19 protein-coding genes and 1 pseudogene are annotated in these 12872 nt (G+C 61.0%); 8 read left to right on the top strand and 12 right to left on the bottom strand.

Going from position 1 to position 12872, the window contains the following annotated elements:
* Positions 1-22: 22 nt before the first annotated feature.
* Positions 23-615 (top strand): annotated as a pseudogene (locus tag AC04SG_RS23450) (TetR/AcrR family transcriptional regulator).
* Here the strand turns inward: AC04SG_RS23450 and AC04SG_RS23455 are convergent.
* Positions 612-1838 (bottom strand): anion transporter, encoded by a 1227-nt coding sequence (locus tag AC04SG_RS23455; protein ID WP_488552984.1) that lies wholly within the window; start codon positions 1836-1838, stop codon positions 612-614. The pseudogene AC04SG_RS23450 and the gene AC04SG_RS23455 sit on opposite strands and share 4 nt — an antisense overlap.
* A gap of 656 nt (positions 1839-2494) precedes the next feature.
* A complete protein-coding gene (locus AC04SG_RS23460) occupies positions 2495-2740 on the bottom strand; it encodes a hypothetical protein (protein ID WP_352590209.1) in 246 nt (81 codons plus the stop codon).
* 273 nt (positions 2741-3013) lie between these two features.
* Here AC04SG_RS23460 and AC04SG_RS23465 point away from each other — a divergent pair, with 273 nt between their 5' ends.
* Positions 3014-3301 carry a hypothetical protein gene (locus tag AC04SG_RS23465; RefSeq protein ID WP_436259433.1) on the top strand — a complete coding sequence of 96 codons (288 nt, stop codon included), beginning with the start codon at positions 3014-3016 and terminating at the stop codon, positions 3299-3301.
* A 65-nt stretch (positions 3302-3366) separates the two neighbouring features.
* Here AC04SG_RS23465 and AC04SG_RS23470 read toward each other — a convergent pair whose 3' ends face one another.
* Positions 3367-4710 (bottom strand): PAS domain S-box protein, encoded by a 1344-nt coding sequence (locus AC04SG_RS23470; protein ID WP_488553033.1) that lies wholly within the window; start codon positions 4708-4710, stop codon positions 3367-3369.
* 336 nt (positions 4711-5046) lie between these two features.
* Here AC04SG_RS23470 and AC04SG_RS23475 point away from each other — a divergent pair, with 336 nt between their 5' ends.
* The 5 genes from AC04SG_RS23475 (at position 5047) to AC04SG_RS23495 (ending at position 7453) form a co-directional block, all read left to right on the top strand.
* Complete coding sequence (locus tag AC04SG_RS23475) at positions 5047-5343, top strand: hypothetical protein (protein WP_488552985.1); 297 nt, start codon at positions 5047-5049, stop codon at positions 5341-5343.
* A 149-nt stretch (positions 5344-5492) separates the two neighbouring features.
* The gene (locus tag AC04SG_RS23480) at positions 5493-5660 is read left to right on the top strand and encodes a Thivi_2564 family membrane protein (protein WP_023694668.1); all 168 of its coding nucleotides are present in this window, start codon (positions 5493-5495) and stop codon (positions 5658-5660) included.
* 100 nt (positions 5661-5760) lie between these two features.
* Positions 5761-5967: a hypothetical protein gene (locus AC04SG_RS23485; protein WP_436259431.1), complete on the top strand. Its 207-nt coding sequence runs from the start codon at positions 5761-5763 to the stop codon at positions 5965-5967.
* 133 nt (positions 5968-6100) lie between these two features.
* Positions 6101-6559: a GFA family protein gene (locus AC04SG_RS23490; RefSeq protein ID WP_488552986.1), complete on the top strand. Its 459-nt coding sequence runs from the start codon at positions 6101-6103 to the stop codon at positions 6557-6559.
* Positions 6560-6892: 333 nt separating this feature from the next.
* Entirely contained in the window at positions 6893-7453 is a 561-nt protein-coding gene (locus AC04SG_RS23495) for a hypothetical protein (RefSeq protein ID WP_488552987.1), read from the top strand.
* Here the strand turns inward: AC04SG_RS23495 and AC04SG_RS23500 are convergent.
* Positions 7450-7719, bottom strand: coding sequence for a hypothetical protein (locus AC04SG_RS23500; protein WP_488552988.1), 270 nt, complete (start codon positions 7717-7719; stop codon positions 7450-7452). The two genes, AC04SG_RS23495 and AC04SG_RS23500, sit on opposite strands and share 4 nt — an antisense overlap.
* A 168-nt stretch (positions 7720-7887) precedes the next feature.
* Between AC04SG_RS23500 and AC04SG_RS23505 the strand changes: the two genes are divergently transcribed.
* A complete protein-coding gene (locus tag AC04SG_RS23505; protein WP_112562371.1) occupies positions 7888-8082 on the top strand; it encodes a hypothetical protein in 195 nt (64 codons plus the stop codon).
* A 74-nt stretch (positions 8083-8156) separates the two neighbouring features.
* Here AC04SG_RS23505 and waaF read toward each other — a convergent pair whose 3' ends face one another.
* The 8 genes from waaF to AC04SG_RS23545 form a co-directional block, all read right to left on the bottom strand.
* Positions 8157-9179 carry a lipopolysaccharide heptosyltransferase II gene (gene waaF, locus AC04SG_RS23510; protein ID WP_488552989.1) on the bottom strand — a complete coding sequence of 341 codons (1023 nt, stop codon included), beginning with the start codon at positions 9177-9179 and terminating at the stop codon, positions 8157-8159.
* Positions 9176-10117 carry a glycosyltransferase gene (locus AC04SG_RS23515; RefSeq protein WP_488552990.1) on the bottom strand — a complete coding sequence of 314 codons (942 nt, stop codon included), beginning with the start codon at positions 10115-10117 and terminating at the stop codon, positions 9176-9178. Before AC04SG_RS23515 ends, waaF begins: the two co-directional genes overlap by 4 nt.
* Positions 10118-10540: 423 nt before the next feature.
* Positions 10541-11059, bottom strand: a complete 519-nt coding sequence (gene msrA / locus AC04SG_RS23520; protein WP_488552991.1) for a peptide-methionine (S)-S-oxide reductase MsrA — start codon at positions 11057-11059, stop codon at positions 10541-10543.
* A 68-nt stretch (positions 11060-11127) separates the two neighbouring features.
* Positions 11128-11451 carry a hypothetical protein gene (locus AC04SG_RS23525; protein ID WP_203280222.1) on the bottom strand — a complete coding sequence of 108 codons (324 nt, stop codon included), beginning with the start codon at positions 11449-11451 and terminating at the stop codon, positions 11128-11130.
* 4 nt (positions 11452-11455) lie between these two features.
* Positions 11456-11647 carry a hypothetical protein gene (locus AC04SG_RS23530; RefSeq protein WP_352559546.1) on the bottom strand — a complete coding sequence of 64 codons (192 nt, stop codon included), beginning with the start codon at positions 11645-11647 and terminating at the stop codon, positions 11456-11458.
* Positions 11632-11871: an ABC transporter permease gene (locus AC04SG_RS23535; RefSeq protein WP_352559547.1), complete on the bottom strand. Its 240-nt coding sequence runs from the start codon at positions 11869-11871 to the stop codon at positions 11632-11634. Before AC04SG_RS23535 ends, AC04SG_RS23530 begins: the two co-directional genes overlap by 16 nt.
* Positions 11872-11967: 96 nt before the next feature.
* Positions 11968-12171: a Pam3-gp28 family putative phage holin gene (locus tag AC04SG_RS23540; protein WP_352559548.1), complete on the bottom strand. Its 204-nt coding sequence runs from the start codon at positions 12169-12171 to the stop codon at positions 11968-11970.
* Positions 12168-12869 (bottom strand): glycoside hydrolase family 108 protein, encoded by a 702-nt coding sequence (locus AC04SG_RS23545; RefSeq protein ID WP_488552992.1) that lies wholly within the window; start codon positions 12867-12869, stop codon positions 12168-12170. The genes AC04SG_RS23540 and AC04SG_RS23545 overlap by 4 nt, the downstream gene beginning before the upstream one ends.
* Positions 12870-12872: the final 3 nt, after the last annotated feature.

A 12872-nucleotide genomic window follows, 5' to 3' on the forward strand; every position in this document is an offset into this window, starting at 1 on the left:
ACTAGGCGGTATACATAGCATCATGCCTGAAGCTGAAAGCCCGACCCGCAAACGCATTGTCGATGCCGCGACGAAGCTCTTCTATGCGGAAGGTATCGGCCGCGTCAGCGTCGACGCCATCGCCGAAAAAGCGGGGCTGACCAAACGGACGCGCTCTACTATCATTTCAAGAGCAAGGACGATCTGATCGCCGCCTATCTCGATGGCCGCGACCAGCCCAATCTGAAGCAGATGGCCGGCTGGTTCGAGACGGCCGAAGGCGGTGCCGACCGCAAGGTCGAAGCGATCTTCGCCAATCTGGCGCGGGTGGCACGCCATCCCAAGTGGAAAGGATGCGGATTCCTGCGCACGGCCGCAGAGCTTGCCTCGATGCCTGGACACCCAGCGGTCAAGGCGGGGTCGCGACACAAGGCAAATTTCGAAAAATGGCTGGCGGCGGAACTGTCGGCCCACAGCGTCGCAGCGCCGCATATGCTGGCCCGCGAGATCACGCTGCTGATGGACGGCGCCTTCTCCAGCATGCTGATCCACCACAACCCCGACTATATCAAGGCGGCCGGGCATGCCGCTGCGACACTTGTTCGGGCACGGTTGGTGTCAGCGACCATCTCCTAGAAACCAACAGCCAGCCAAGCAGTGCCGGCAGCAAGGGTCAGCAGCGTCAGCGGCAGGCCGACCTTGAAGAAGGCTGAGAAGGACAGCTGTTTGCCGGCGGCCCGCGCCTGTTCGGCGACGATCAAATTGGCGACCGAGCCGAGCAAGGTGAAATTGCCGGCCAGCGTCGAGCTCATCGCAACCACCAGCCAGGCACGCTCGGGGTTTTCAAGCCTGGGTATGAACGGCCTCAACGCCAGCACCGCCGGAACATTGCTCATTATGTTGGAAAGCACAGCGGTGAAGCCGGACAGCCGCCAGACATCGTCCAGCCCCAGGCCTTTGGCCGAGGCGATGATATCAGGCGTCAGCAGTGTTTTCTCGGCGCCGGCGACGACAATGAACAGGCCGGAGAACATGAACAGCGACGGGCCGTCGATCTCGCGGTAGATGCGTGCCGGCTTGATGGCGCGGGTGAGCAGCAGGATGGCGCCGCCGATGAGTGCTGCCTTGGCTACCGGAACGCCGGCGAAGAACGCAACCGCCAGGCCTATGCAGACAATTACTGCCTTCAGCACCTGTCCGGGCAGCATGCGGCCGCGATAGACTTCCGGGCTGAGTTCGGCACTGCGCGCGAATTCGGTGCGGTAGACGACGCGCACGATGACGATAACGGCGACAAGGCCAAACAAGGCAACCGGCGCAAGCGCGGCCGAAAAGGCCGGATACGAAATTCCCGACAGCGCGCCGATGACCATGTTCTGCGGGTTGCCGGTGATGGTGGCGACGCTGCCGCAATTGGACGCGGTGGCCGTGGCGATCAGATAGGGGATGGGATTGCGGTTGATGACGCGGGTGACGTGGACGACGATCGGCGCCATCACCAGGCAGATCGCGTCATTGACCAGGAAGGCCGACAGCACGCCGGTCAGCAACGTCACCATCACCAGGAGCATGAAAGGCGCGTGCGCGTGCTCGATAGCATAGGCGCCGAGCGCCCGGAAGGCGCCCGAGACCTTCAGATGCGCCACCACGATCATCATTCCGAGCAGCAGCGTGATGGTGTCGAAATTGATGGCGCGATAGGCGTCCTCCATGCTGAGCGCGCCGATGGCGATCATCGCAGCACCGCCGAGCAAGGCGATCCCTGCCCGGTCGAGACGCAGGCCCGGGATGCGGCCGATGGCGACGCCGGCATAGGTCAGGATGAGGATCAGCAATGCCGCTGCGCCCATCAATGTCATTGGCAAATCATCCTGTTCAAATAAACCGACGCCGGAACGGATCCTTCCCGCTCACGTCTTCAGCCATGCAGCTTTTAGCGTCGCCCCAGAAAAGCGAAAGCGTCCATGGAGATCCGAGTGTGAAAATTGGCGGGCAAATCGTGGTGCGGAGACCAAACGGAGCGAGCCATCATGTAGCGGGTCCCCGCACGTGACAGACCATAGCGAAACTCCCCCGTCGCCTCGTTCGTGACTTATATGGTTAAATTCTAATTCGGGCTTTTCGGATATAGATGGCGTAGCCGTATTGCGGCCTGGGGGGTTTCCAGATGGGCCAGAGTCTTGAGAGAGAGTGCCGCGCTTCGGAGAGGGAAAATCTGCTGACCCGCCCGATGGAATGTCCGCGTTGCCGTGGCGCCCGCAAGATCTTTGTCTGCGCAAGATGGACGAGTTCGAACGGTCATTGCTGCCCCGGGGGAACCCACCGGCTTAGCTGCCCGGGCCACAGCGTCGCATGCCGGGAGTGCGGTGAAGGGGAATTTTGAGCGGAACGGTCAACCCCCAGGGACACCCAGATATTCCCGTTCAAAAGTCCCGGAAAGCAAAAAGCCCGCCCCGGCGAACCGGAGCGGGCTTGCAACCATGATAGCGGCAGTTTCAGATGAAGCGACTGGTTGTTAGTCACCAGGTTGTTCGCCCGACGATCCGTCCCCATTCGCACTGCGTAGAATTCCAAAGTCCTGCGACTTCGCTCCTTGCCCGGCTGTCAGGAATCCGTCCGCGTCGAGACCGCGCCGCAGCAATTCCCGCACCGCGGCCGAACGGCTTGGCATACGCTTTTCAAAGCGCCAATTTTCCAAGGCAGACAATTCCTCGGCCGTCAGCATGATCTGCAGTCGCTCGGGTCGTTCCAACTCGGCCATTCGCGCCTCCAACCGCTTGGACCAGAAATACCATGAGTTAGTATGTGTCTCACTAACAGTACAGTTAGGGGTTCGCGCATAGCGCGTCAAGAGCGACCGATAGGCAGGTCACACACAAGACGTGCTATGATAATGAAGCGTCGATTGTGCAACAAGCGCTCTATACTAACTGATTGATTTGTATGGTGATTTTTAACATTTTCCTTGTCATTTGAAAATACCAGGCGCATCTTGTTTCGTGAGGGACAGCCCACTCCTGGAAAGGAGGCTTCCATGCGATACGGATATTCGGCCCAATTAAGAGAGGACCTCAATTCACGGGTTCTGGCCGCCCTACGCTCCCATGGAATGGTCAACATCGCCGTGGTTGCCGAAGAAGTGCGATTGCGCAATCTTGACGAGAACCTCGCTCTGGAAGACGTCGAGTTGCTTGTGATGCAGGTGGCCCAACTCTACGGCGCAGCGATGGAACTCGATGGCCTGGCCGCCGTCGAGGCGGCGCGATTTACATCGCTTCCCGACATTCGGCGGGAACTGTCTGGCATTGACAGTCTTGGATAACCGCCGCGCCGCCTGCCCTGTTACAGGGACAAGGCTTGGCCGCCGACGCGACCCACCCATCTTTGTCAATCGATTACGATATCGGCGAGAGAGGCTTGAACGGAGCGTAGCGGTGCTTCGAGCGTCCAGACAAAACCTTGTTCCCTGAACTCCATCAGTCCGATGCCGCCGAGCGCCTGTGGTGCAACCCGCTTGAGGACGACAGATCCAAAACCGCGGTGTGTGGTCCCCCCCAGGCTCGGCCCGTCAAGCTCACGCCATATCAGGCGAAAGATATCGGTGCCGTTGGCCCCCGCTATCGCACTCCATTCGATTTCGACACGTCCGCGGTGGCGCGACAGCGCTCCGTGCTTTGCCGAGTTGGTGGCCAGTTCATGGAAGGCGATGCCCAGATACTGGACGGCATTTGGTTGAAGTGTGATCGCTGGTCCTGCCACCGACAGACGATCGGGCTCCGCGAACGCTTTGAGCTGTGCCTGGATCAGGTCGCCGACCGTGGCGCCCCGCCATTCGGCGTCGACCAGGAGATCATGGGATTGCGAAAGCGCCGTGATGCGCTCTCGCACCTGTTCAAGGAAAGCAGCCGGCGTGCTCGCCGATTTGCTGGTTTCGCGGATCATCGAAATGATCACCGAGTATTGGTTCTTCACGCGATGGTTGACTTCGCGCATAAGCAGACGGATGCGTCCCTCGCTCTCCTTGTGGGAACTGATGTCGCGCGCGATCTTGGAAGCTCCGATGATCCGCCCGATGCCGTCGCGGATCGGCGAGATGGTCAGCGATACCGGGACGAGGCTGCCGCTCTTGCGCATGCGCACGGTTTCATATGATGGCACGCGCTCGCCGGCGCGTATGCGGGAGATGATCGAGGCCTCCTCGCCGAGGCGATCGAACGGAATGAGCATCGTTACCGGCTGGCCGATCGCCTCGGCCGGCGTATAGCCGAACAGATGTTCGGCGGCATCGTTCCAACTGGTGATGATGCCGTTGATGTCCTTCGAAACGATCGCATCCATGGACGACTCGACAATCGCGGCAAGTCGCATGCGGGCCTCGTCGGCCTGCGTCTGCGTGCGCATATCGAGCAAGGTGTTGATGGCGCCGATAATGTTGCCCGATTCGTCGCGAAGCAGGCGCGGGTGGGCTTTGAATGGAATGAGTTCGCCGTCCGGCCGCTCGGCAATCGCCTGATCCCACGGGATATCGCGTCCTTCAAGCATGGAGATTGCCATTGGGCACTCGCCATGCGCCATCGGCCGGCCATCGAGATGTCGCAGCTTCCAGGAGCCGCACCAAAGGTCTCTGCCTATTACCGGACGGTGCCCCCACAGATCAGCCGCGGCCTCGTTGAAGAATGTGATACGGCCCTGTCTGTCGATCGTGTAGACGGCAACGGGCAACGCCTCCATCAAATGGGCAGAGGAGACTCCTGGAATTCCAGGCTCCGGCTGTTGGACGACATCAGCATATTCCCCTACCACGAATTCCCCTACACGCTCGATTTTTGCAGCTTGCTGCCACAGCTGAAATGCACGCGCGAGGTTTCGGTTCCCGTCGCACCCTTAGGACGGCAGTTGTCCTCCTGCGGAAGGGCGATTGCCTACGCGGGCGGCGTCGATTTCGGGGCTCGCGCAAAATGCTGACAACCAAGCGCAACCCAGGTCCACTTTGTCGGAACCTTCGTCAACCCGAGCGGTTCCCCCCTAGGTCGCAATGCGACGAGTTTCGAAAAATGGAGAAACACCATGTTTATGAAAATCCTTGCAGCTTCAGCCCTTACCGTCGGTCTGGCGACCTCGGCGATGGCGCAGAGCGCTGACGGTGGTGGCAGCGGCAAATCGGTTGTGGTCACGCCCGATCCGGCCGATCCCAACGCCGTTGATCCGAGCGCAACCTACAGCACCAACGGCATGAACGGCGCGCCAAACTCGAATGCCGATGAAAACTGTGCCGCCAGCCCGCAGGGCGCCCAGCCCGACGCCAACGCTAAGTCACCGGGAACTGTGTCGCCAACGGTGAACGACAACCATTGCGGCAAGTAAGCTGCGATCGCCATCAGCTTAAGGCCGCGGAACGGAATTTCGCGGCCTTGCTGTTAACCGGTCAGCCTCGCACCGACAGGAACCAATCAACGGCGAGAGCGTTTGCCGCTGCGTACTTTTTTCAGACCTAGCCAAACGGAGTGAGGGACATGGCTTCATCGGTACTTATCGGCATTCTGATCACCTTTCTGGTGATCATCCTTGTGCTCTATCTCGTTCAGCGCCTGCCTCTCGACGGCCGCACGAGACAGATCGCGCAGATCGTTGTCATCATTATCGGCATCATTTCGTTGCTGAAATATCTGGCGGTATTCTAGAATAAGGACCGCTATGAGATTCCAAAGGCTCGTATGGATCGTCGGAACAGCGTTGTTTGTCGCAATAACCACGGCCTACGCTCGACCGGACACGCGAACGATGACCTGCGAGGAGACACAGCGCCTGATCCAGAGCCATCACTCGGCCGTGCTGACGACAGGCCGCAACACTTACGATCGCTACGTTCGTCAATTTGGCAACGACTGCGACTGGCCGGAGGTGCCGGTTGCCGCCTCCGTTCCAACACGTGATGGACAATGCCGCGTCTATTGGTGCCGGGAACCGGTGTTCGACTTCCCGAACTGACGGAGCCAACTGCGCGCGCCAGCAAATGCACTGCGCGAGGCAACGCGGAACCCTTGCGCTCCGCGTGAATTGATTCTGCGCATGGCGCTGCGAGGTGTAGCGGTGTGATGCCCAACAAGACGGAGGAGCGGTCATGCCCAATGATACAAGGCGAAGCGGCAGCTGCCTTTGCGGCGGCATCCAGTTTTCGGTGACGGGAGATCCCTTTCGGATTGGCCTTTGCCATTGCAAGGACTGCCGCAAAGCCAGTGGGTCGACTTTTTCGACGTTCGCGGTGTGGCCGCTCGACGCGTTTGAAACGACGGGTATCGTCAGCAGCTATGGCGACAGAAGCTTTTGTCCAACCTGCGGCGGCCGGGTCCCGCTGGTTCGTGAGAACGAGGTGGAGGTAACAATTGGCAGCCTCGATGAGGTCCCCACCGAAGGACTGGAGCCCAGCTATGAGCTGTGGATCAACCGCCGCGAACACTGGTTGCAACCATTGCCCGGCACCCGACAGTTCGAGCATGATCGGGTGGAAGACGGGTCGACAAATGATGACCTGACAGCTGAACCGGTTTCTGAGGGCGCTGAAACGCCGTTATCTGCGTAGTGCACGCATCGCAGAGCCTAGCCAGTCGAAGCGCAAAAAGGCCCGCCTTGCCTCGAGCCAAAGGCGGGCTCGACGCCCACTGTCTTTTTGTAACCGGCAATCGATTTGCCGGGCAGCGGGTCAGTTGGAATTCGCCTTGCGGTTGCAGCGCGATGCTGGTTTATTTAAAAACGAGAGTTTAAGACCACGTAATATCGTTACGCCAACTATGCTGTCCAAGTATGTTTGGCGTGACACAAAGAAATCTTGCCAGCTCGTACAAAAGGACAACTTGTTTGTTTCCTTTTTTGTTACATAGTGTGGCGAATCTTGAAGCCGAATGAGGCGGTTTTCATGCAGTCAGCGCATGGGCAGGGTCGCAGTCCGCACGTGCAATATCCACCGATTGATGGGTTCTGGACCTGGGACATCAAGCGTGACCGCGTTTACGGCGACGCCAATCTTTCTGACTATTTCGGGCTGACGCTCGAAGAGTTCTCGCACGGCGTATCCATAGAAAGATGCATGCAGAGCATCGACGCCGAAGATCGGCTGCGGGTGCATATCGCGATCCGCAAGGCGGTTGAGCGGAGAGCGGGGTTCAGGGAGATCTATCAGGTCCGCTCAGACAAGATGGGGCTTCGCCGGATACTGGCGGTTGGCCAATGCTATGTGGACGGTCAGGGAGAAGCGGCCTTGTACCCCGGCTGGTTCATCGATCTGACCAGCAATGTCGATTCGGGCGAGACAGCACTTCGCGAGATCCACCGCCATATCGAACAGGCCAAGGAGATCTCACAGTCGATAGGACAGGACCTGCTGTTCTATCTTCTCGAAAATGCCCAGGAAGAGGCGCAGCAACGCCTTGACGGCAGGACGATGAGGCGCAACTCGGCTTGGAGCAGACCTTGTTAGCTTTTGCGGGCAATCTTACCGCGACCGCGGAGCTCAGCCGTCACCATGCGGGCAAAATGGCTTTGAGGCGAGCGGCGCTCCAGCAAGCAGGCGCGCTCAAGAGCAGCGTCGCCGTAAAACTCGACCAACACCGTCGCTGCGCTGGCCGCGTCGACCCTGAGCCGGCCGAGGTCGGCGTGTCCGTCCCGGCTGGACGACACGCTGCCGGCGATGACATCCATCATAGCCTGCAACTTGTCGGGGGAACTGCCCTCGTCTTCGTGCATCGTCGCGGTCCGATTGGCGGCGTAAAATATCGACATTTTCGCAAAAAGCGCAATAGGGTCGTTGATCAAGCGCTAATACAACCTGATACAGCTCCACCGTGAGCTTCACCGCAATCTTCATGCAAGCATAGTCAGCGCACAGTTCATGCGCAGACATTGGGGGCACCGATGAACCAGCCGAGCAAGATGGAGAACCTGCAGTTCGCGCAAGGGATACTGCGGGAACTTCGGCAGAAAGCCGAAGCCGACGGCGAGAAGCTTCTGACCTATCTCATCGACATGGCCTACCTTGAAGCCAGTGATCGCATTCGCGCGCATTGGGTCGGCAATCACGAGCCCGAAAGCCGCAGGGCCAAGGGGTAAAGCCGAAACGGAGCCATGGCGGCGCCCTCACGGGCGCGTTTTGGATCAGGCGCCGGAGGCCATCCAGACCACCGTCAGTTGTGAATACCGGCTGAAAGGCCAGCCAGCACCTCCCTCACCCGGGTTTCGCTGATCCCGCGTGTATCCTTGACCCAACTGGGCGTCGAGAGCGGCGGCTCGATAAAGCGAACATGGCTGTTTACCGGACCGTGCACGTAGGGGCGATTTAGCCCGTATATGAGCGCACATGGGACGTTCAGGGCAGCGGCGGCGTGCGAAATGCCGCCGTCAACCCCCAGGAACATGGTCGACGCAGCGATCTGGCACATCGCATCAGCAATCGATGGGGTCGAGGTGAAGTCGATTGCCTCAGGAATGGCGGCGCGGATTTTTACAGCACCGGCACGCTCGCGCGGTCCGCCGACAATCCAGATTGCCCAGCCGCGATCATGGTGGTCTCGGGCCACCGAGATGAAGCGCTCTATGGGCCACGAGCGGAAATTTTCGATGTCTGCCGTATAGAGCGCCAGCGCCGGCCGGCCGGCATCGATCTTGTGGCGTTGGCGCCATTCGCCCAGCTCGGCCGGATCGACCACAAGCCGGGGCGCTGGCCATTCTGTCCCCGCAGCCGGCTTTTCGCCAAGAGAGGCAATCGAGCAGACCTCCTCGAAGAGCCGCGTCTTGCGCGGGCCGAAAGCCCATAGATGTGCCAGCCAGCCGGCCGGGAAGCGATTGAGGAGGCCGAATTGCAACTCCTGCGGATAGCCGATGCGCTCCTCAATGCCGGCCATAAACGCCATCAGCGCCGCCTTGGTGCTGCTGGTCATCAGATAGGCCGTCCCGTAGTTCTCCTTTCGCAACTCGCCGACAAGGCGGCCGCGCTCTGCAAAACCGGGCCGCTGATGACGCTTGGCGAGCGACCAGCCTTTCCTGACATGCGGCATCAGGCGCGCCAATGGTGCCGCGACCGGCGAGGTGACGACATCGATGGCGCGACCGGGAAATCGCTCGGCAATGATCTGGATGGCGGAGTGGCAACGGACGAAGTCGCCGACTGCCGGAAAGCCGACGAAGAGGATTGGATCGGTGGTCGTCAAGGAAGCGCTTCGCCGTCAAGGATGCGGGCATAGAGATCCAGATAGCTACGCGCCGCTTTCTGAATCGGAAATCGCGTCGCAGCCGATTCGCGGCATTGCTGAGGCGTAAGGTCGGCGACGGCTTCGAAAGCGGCCGCAAATTCTTCATCGCTCTCGAAGAAGCGGCCGCTGTCGGCATCGACGGTCTCGGGCAACGCGCCTCGCGGAGTCGTCAGCACCGGAGTGCCGCACAGCATGGCTTCGACCGGTGCGTTGCCGAACGGCTCCTCCCAGGCGATCGGATTGAGGAAGGCTCGCGCCTCGCCGAGAAGGCGAAGCTTCGGCTCGCCGTCAACGATGCCGTGGAAACGGTATCGGCTGCCAAGGCTCTTGAAAAACAGACCTTCGCGGCGCGTCTGACTTCGGCCCAGCAGCTTCCAACGCGAACCACCGGCGATATCGAGACCGAAATGGAACTTTTTGGCGAGATCGACGGCGCGGTTGAGGCCTTTGCTCGATCGCGCAATGCCTGCGAGAAACAGCAGGCGGTCACCCTTTGCCGCCGACAAACGATAGTCGTCTACCGGAAAGCCATTGTAGACGAAGGTCTTGCGCCCATGCTGGCGGGCATGATTGGCGCTGATAAAGCTCCAGTTCGCAACCGGCATGGGCTGGTCCGGCATAAAGCCGCGCTGCGTATTCAGCGTTGGAAATGGCACTTCAACGGGCCAGCTGTGCGTGTGGACGATTTGCGTGTCGCGCGGAATGGCCGCCCGGCATTCGGCATCGGTCGAAGCGTGCCGGACTTCGAAGAGCGGATGGCTGGAGCCAGGACCGGCGACCACCACGACATGGTGGCCGAGACGAACCATCTCCGTTGCCAGCCATTCGACCTGACGCTGAATCCCACCGTAACCCCGGCAGGGTATTACGCCCTTCAAAACGAGCGTCACCCGCATTGATCTTGCCTCACAGTCCTCTCAAAGACGGTTCAGTTGCGTCACGGGCTTGGCATTGTCAAGGTCGCGCCGGAATCGCGAAAAGCCGCGCCCACTGTCAGTGTTGCGCCTCTATCACCGGGTTACGGAATCGTTAATCAGCGCTTGCTACTATGCCGAATGACCAAGAATCTCGGCAATGCATCCAGGACCATCCCCAGGCAACAGCCAAAGAGGTCCGCTATTGATCGGCTGGCGCCTGCCCTGTTTCCGCTGGTCGTCGTCGCGCTTGGATACATGATCGGCCGGCAATTCTTCGGCTTCTAGGCCAATCCTCTCCGGAGACGCTCGCGGCGGAAACGCCGCGAACAAACGCAAAAAACGCCACACCCTTTCGGGTGCGGCGCTCTGAACCGATACCGATATCGGCCGGTTATGACTGTGTTACGAAACGGCCTTTTCGCGAACCGGAAGCTTCCAGCCCGGCCTGACGAAGTGGCAGGTGTAGCCGTTGGGATATTTCTCGAGATAGTCCTGATGTTCGGGCTCGGCCTCCCAGAAATCGGCCACCGGAGCAAGTTCGGTGACGACCTTGCCGGGCCAGAGCCCCGAGGCGTTGACATCGGCAATGGTGTCTTCGGCGACGCGCTTCTGCTCGTCACTGGTGTAGAAGATCGCCGAGCGGTAGCTCATTCCGACATCGTTGCCCTGCCGGTTCCTGGTGGTCGGATCGTGGATCTGGAAAAAGGATTCGAGCAGCGTGCGAAAGCTGATCCTGGCCGGATCGAAAATGATCTCGATGGCTTCGGCATGGGTGCCGTGGTTGCGGTAGGTGGCATTGGGCACATCGCCGCCGCTGTAGCCGACACGGGTCGAGATCACGCCGGGATAGCGCCGGATCAGATCCTGCATGCCCCAGAAACAGCCGCCGGCAAGCACTGCACGTTCGGTGGACGTCGCCATATCATACCTCCTTTGGATTGCCCCTTAAGTAGGCATTGTCGCTGGCTTCTTCCAGCACCTCAAGTGCGTCACTTGTCGACAGCCGGCCTGAACCGCCGCACGATCACCTCGAAGACGATGTCGGAAATCCACATTGCCGAGACGCCGATCAGGAAGGCGGCGGCAAGTGTCGTGGTGTCGTCGGCCGGATCTGGAATGGGCATCCCCGTCGCCTTGAACCAGGCAACGGCGGGCAGCGTCAGATAGGCCGCCGCCAGCGCCCCGCAGATCGGCGAAGCGATCATCTCGCGCAGCTTGTAGCGATGGCGCGACAGCGCCCGCAGCACGCCGCCGGCCAGCCCGGCGGCGACGACGGGGCCTTTGATGCCAAGCATGTCGAAGAGGTCATGCATCGGCTTAAGGCCTCCACCCGCAAAGCTTTTGTCCCTTGCGGTTGTGCGTCAAAAGCGCTCTCGCTTCGGCGTCCGACAGTGCGTCGACGGCTTTGGCCGACAGGCGCAGCGGGCTCGAAACCGCGCAGAAGCCGCCCGAAGCAGTCGTGCAGCCGGCCAGCGCCACGAGCAGCGCAAGCATCAGTCCCTTGCCCATGATTTCAGCTCCTTTCGGACAGCGTCCGCCGGCAGTGCGCCGATATCGTTCTGCACCTGGTCGGCGACCGCGCGCGCAGCCGCCTCAGCGGCCGCCTGCCTGCCGCGCTCGGCTATGGCCCCAGCCAGGCGCTGGTGAAAACCCCAGCAAAGGGCGGCGATGACCGATGCCAGGAAGCCCAGCAGCGCTTTGTTGGCGAGCAGGACGGCGAGGAGCGCACTCACAGCAGCCACCCAGCCACGAGCCCGGCCGCAAAGCCGATGGCGTAGGGTTTGGCGGCTTCGAGATAGGCGATGAGCAGTTGCTGCAACCCTTCCATGTCAGTGCGCCCAGGCGAATTTGCGGGAAAGCCAGTGCCAGGTCTCGGTGACCGAGGCTATGGCAAGACCGGCGGCGACCTCCAGTCCCGCCTGGATGTCGGGATCGGAGGAAAACGCTGCAGCGTCGTCGGCGCCGAGCAGGCCACGCGCGACCAAAACACCGGCGCCGTAACGCAGGCTAATGCGGATGAAGACGGCGATCATGTCGAACTCCTTGCGAAAATGGATTTCAGGATTTGAAGCAGCGCAGCCCAGAACGGCAGGCGTACGACGGGAGGCGCAACGGGAGCCCCGGCCGGCGCAGGCGATGGCGTAGAGCCGGGTGCGGTGGATGGACCGGGCGGATGTTGTGGCCCCCGTGGATCCGGCGAAGGTGCGGGAGCGGGCCGAGGGGCAGACATCAACAGCGCCTGGGAACGGACCGACCGGACGCGGTCGCTCCAGCCCTTGCCGAAAACCGGCCAGGTCGGCAGCCGTCGCAGGAATGCCAGGCGGGCGTCGCAGAGGTCGTCGATGACGGCGCCCGAGGGCCTGGCGCCGACAGCCCTCAGCGTGGCCGGGCCGATCCTGCCATCCTGCGCCGCGCCCACCGCCGCTTGCAGATATTTCGTCGCCCTGCCCGGCCCGCTGTTCACGGCAAAGTCGAACACGGCATAGTCGACGCCGGCGGGAAGTTCAGCGCCGGCGACCGCATCCCAGTAGAAGCGGCGATAGACGGTCGCCAGCTGTTCGCCGCTGATCTCTCGCAGATCAGCCTTGCTGGCGTCCGCCTTCACATAGCGGCGGAAGTTGGCAAGCGTCACGCCCTTCATGGTGGCGCCGCCCGGATCGGCCGGACTGTCGGACCAGCCGCCTTCCGATTTGAGGACGAGCGCAAGCGCCCGCGCGAAATTGCGGTCCATAGC

Source organism: Mesorhizobium sp. CNPSo 4684 (genome assembly GCF_057784315.1).

What these genes read in the sequence shown, in the direction of transcription:
- AC04SG_RS23455 (WP_488552984.1), bottom strand. Translation starts at nt 1,838, where the DNA reads ATGACATTGATGGGCGCAGCGGCATTGCTGATCCTCATCCTGACCTAT.
- AC04SG_RS23460 (WP_352590209.1), bottom strand. Translation starts at nt 2,740, where the DNA reads ATGGCCGAGTTGGAACGACCCGAGCGACTGCAGATCATGCTGACGGCC.
- AC04SG_RS23465 (WP_436259433.1), top strand. Translation starts at nt 3,014, where the DNA reads ATGCGATACGGATATTCGGCCCAATTAAGAGAGGACCTCAATTCACGG.
- AC04SG_RS23470 (WP_488553033.1), bottom strand. Translation starts at nt 4,710, where the DNA reads ATGGAGGCGTTGCCCGTTGCCGTCTACACGATCGACAGACAGGGCCGT.
- AC04SG_RS23475 (WP_488552985.1), top strand. Translation starts at nt 5,047, where the DNA reads ATGTTTATGAAAATCCTTGCAGCTTCAGCCCTTACCGTCGGTCTGGCG.
- AC04SG_RS23480 (WP_023694668.1), top strand. Translation starts at nt 5,493, where the DNA reads ATGGCTTCATCGGTACTTATCGGCATTCTGATCACCTTTCTGGTGATC.
- AC04SG_RS23485 (WP_436259431.1), top strand. Translation starts at nt 5,761, where the DNA reads ATGACCTGCGAGGAGACACAGCGCCTGATCCAGAGCCATCACTCGGCC.
- AC04SG_RS23490 (WP_488552986.1), top strand. Translation starts at nt 6,101, where the DNA reads ATGCCCAATGATACAAGGCGAAGCGGCAGCTGCCTTTGCGGCGGCATC.
- AC04SG_RS23495 (WP_488552987.1), top strand. Translation starts at nt 6,893, where the DNA reads ATGCAGTCAGCGCATGGGCAGGGTCGCAGTCCGCACGTGCAATATCCA.
- AC04SG_RS23500 (WP_488552988.1), bottom strand. Translation starts at nt 7,719, where the DNA reads ATGCACGAAGACGAGGGCAGTTCCCCCGACAAGTTGCAGGCTATGATG.
- AC04SG_RS23505 (WP_112562371.1), top strand. Translation starts at nt 7,888, where the DNA reads ATGAACCAGCCGAGCAAGATGGAGAACCTGCAGTTCGCGCAAGGGATA.
- AC04SG_RS23515 (WP_488552990.1), bottom strand. Translation starts at nt 10,117, where the DNA reads ATGCGGGTGACGCTCGTTTTGAAGGGCGTAATACCCTGCCGGGGTTAC.
- msrA (WP_488552991.1), bottom strand. Translation starts at nt 11,059, where the DNA reads ATGGCGACGTCCACCGAACGTGCAGTGCTTGCCGGCGGCTGTTTCTGG.
- AC04SG_RS23525 (WP_203280222.1), bottom strand. Translation starts at nt 11,451, where the DNA reads ATGCATGACCTCTTCGACATGCTTGGCATCAAAGGCCCCGTCGTCGCC.
- AC04SG_RS23530 (WP_352559546.1), bottom strand. Translation starts at nt 11,647, where the DNA reads ATGGGCAAGGGACTGATGCTTGCGCTGCTCGTGGCGCTGGCCGGCTGC.
- AC04SG_RS23540 (WP_352559548.1), bottom strand. Translation starts at nt 12,171, where the DNA reads ATGATCGCCGTCTTCATCCGCATTAGCCTGCGTTACGGCGCCGGTGTT.
- AC04SG_RS23545 (WP_488552992.1), bottom strand. Translation starts at nt 12,869, where the DNA reads ATGGACCGCAATTTCGCGCGGGCGCTTGCGCTCGTCCTCAAATCGGAA.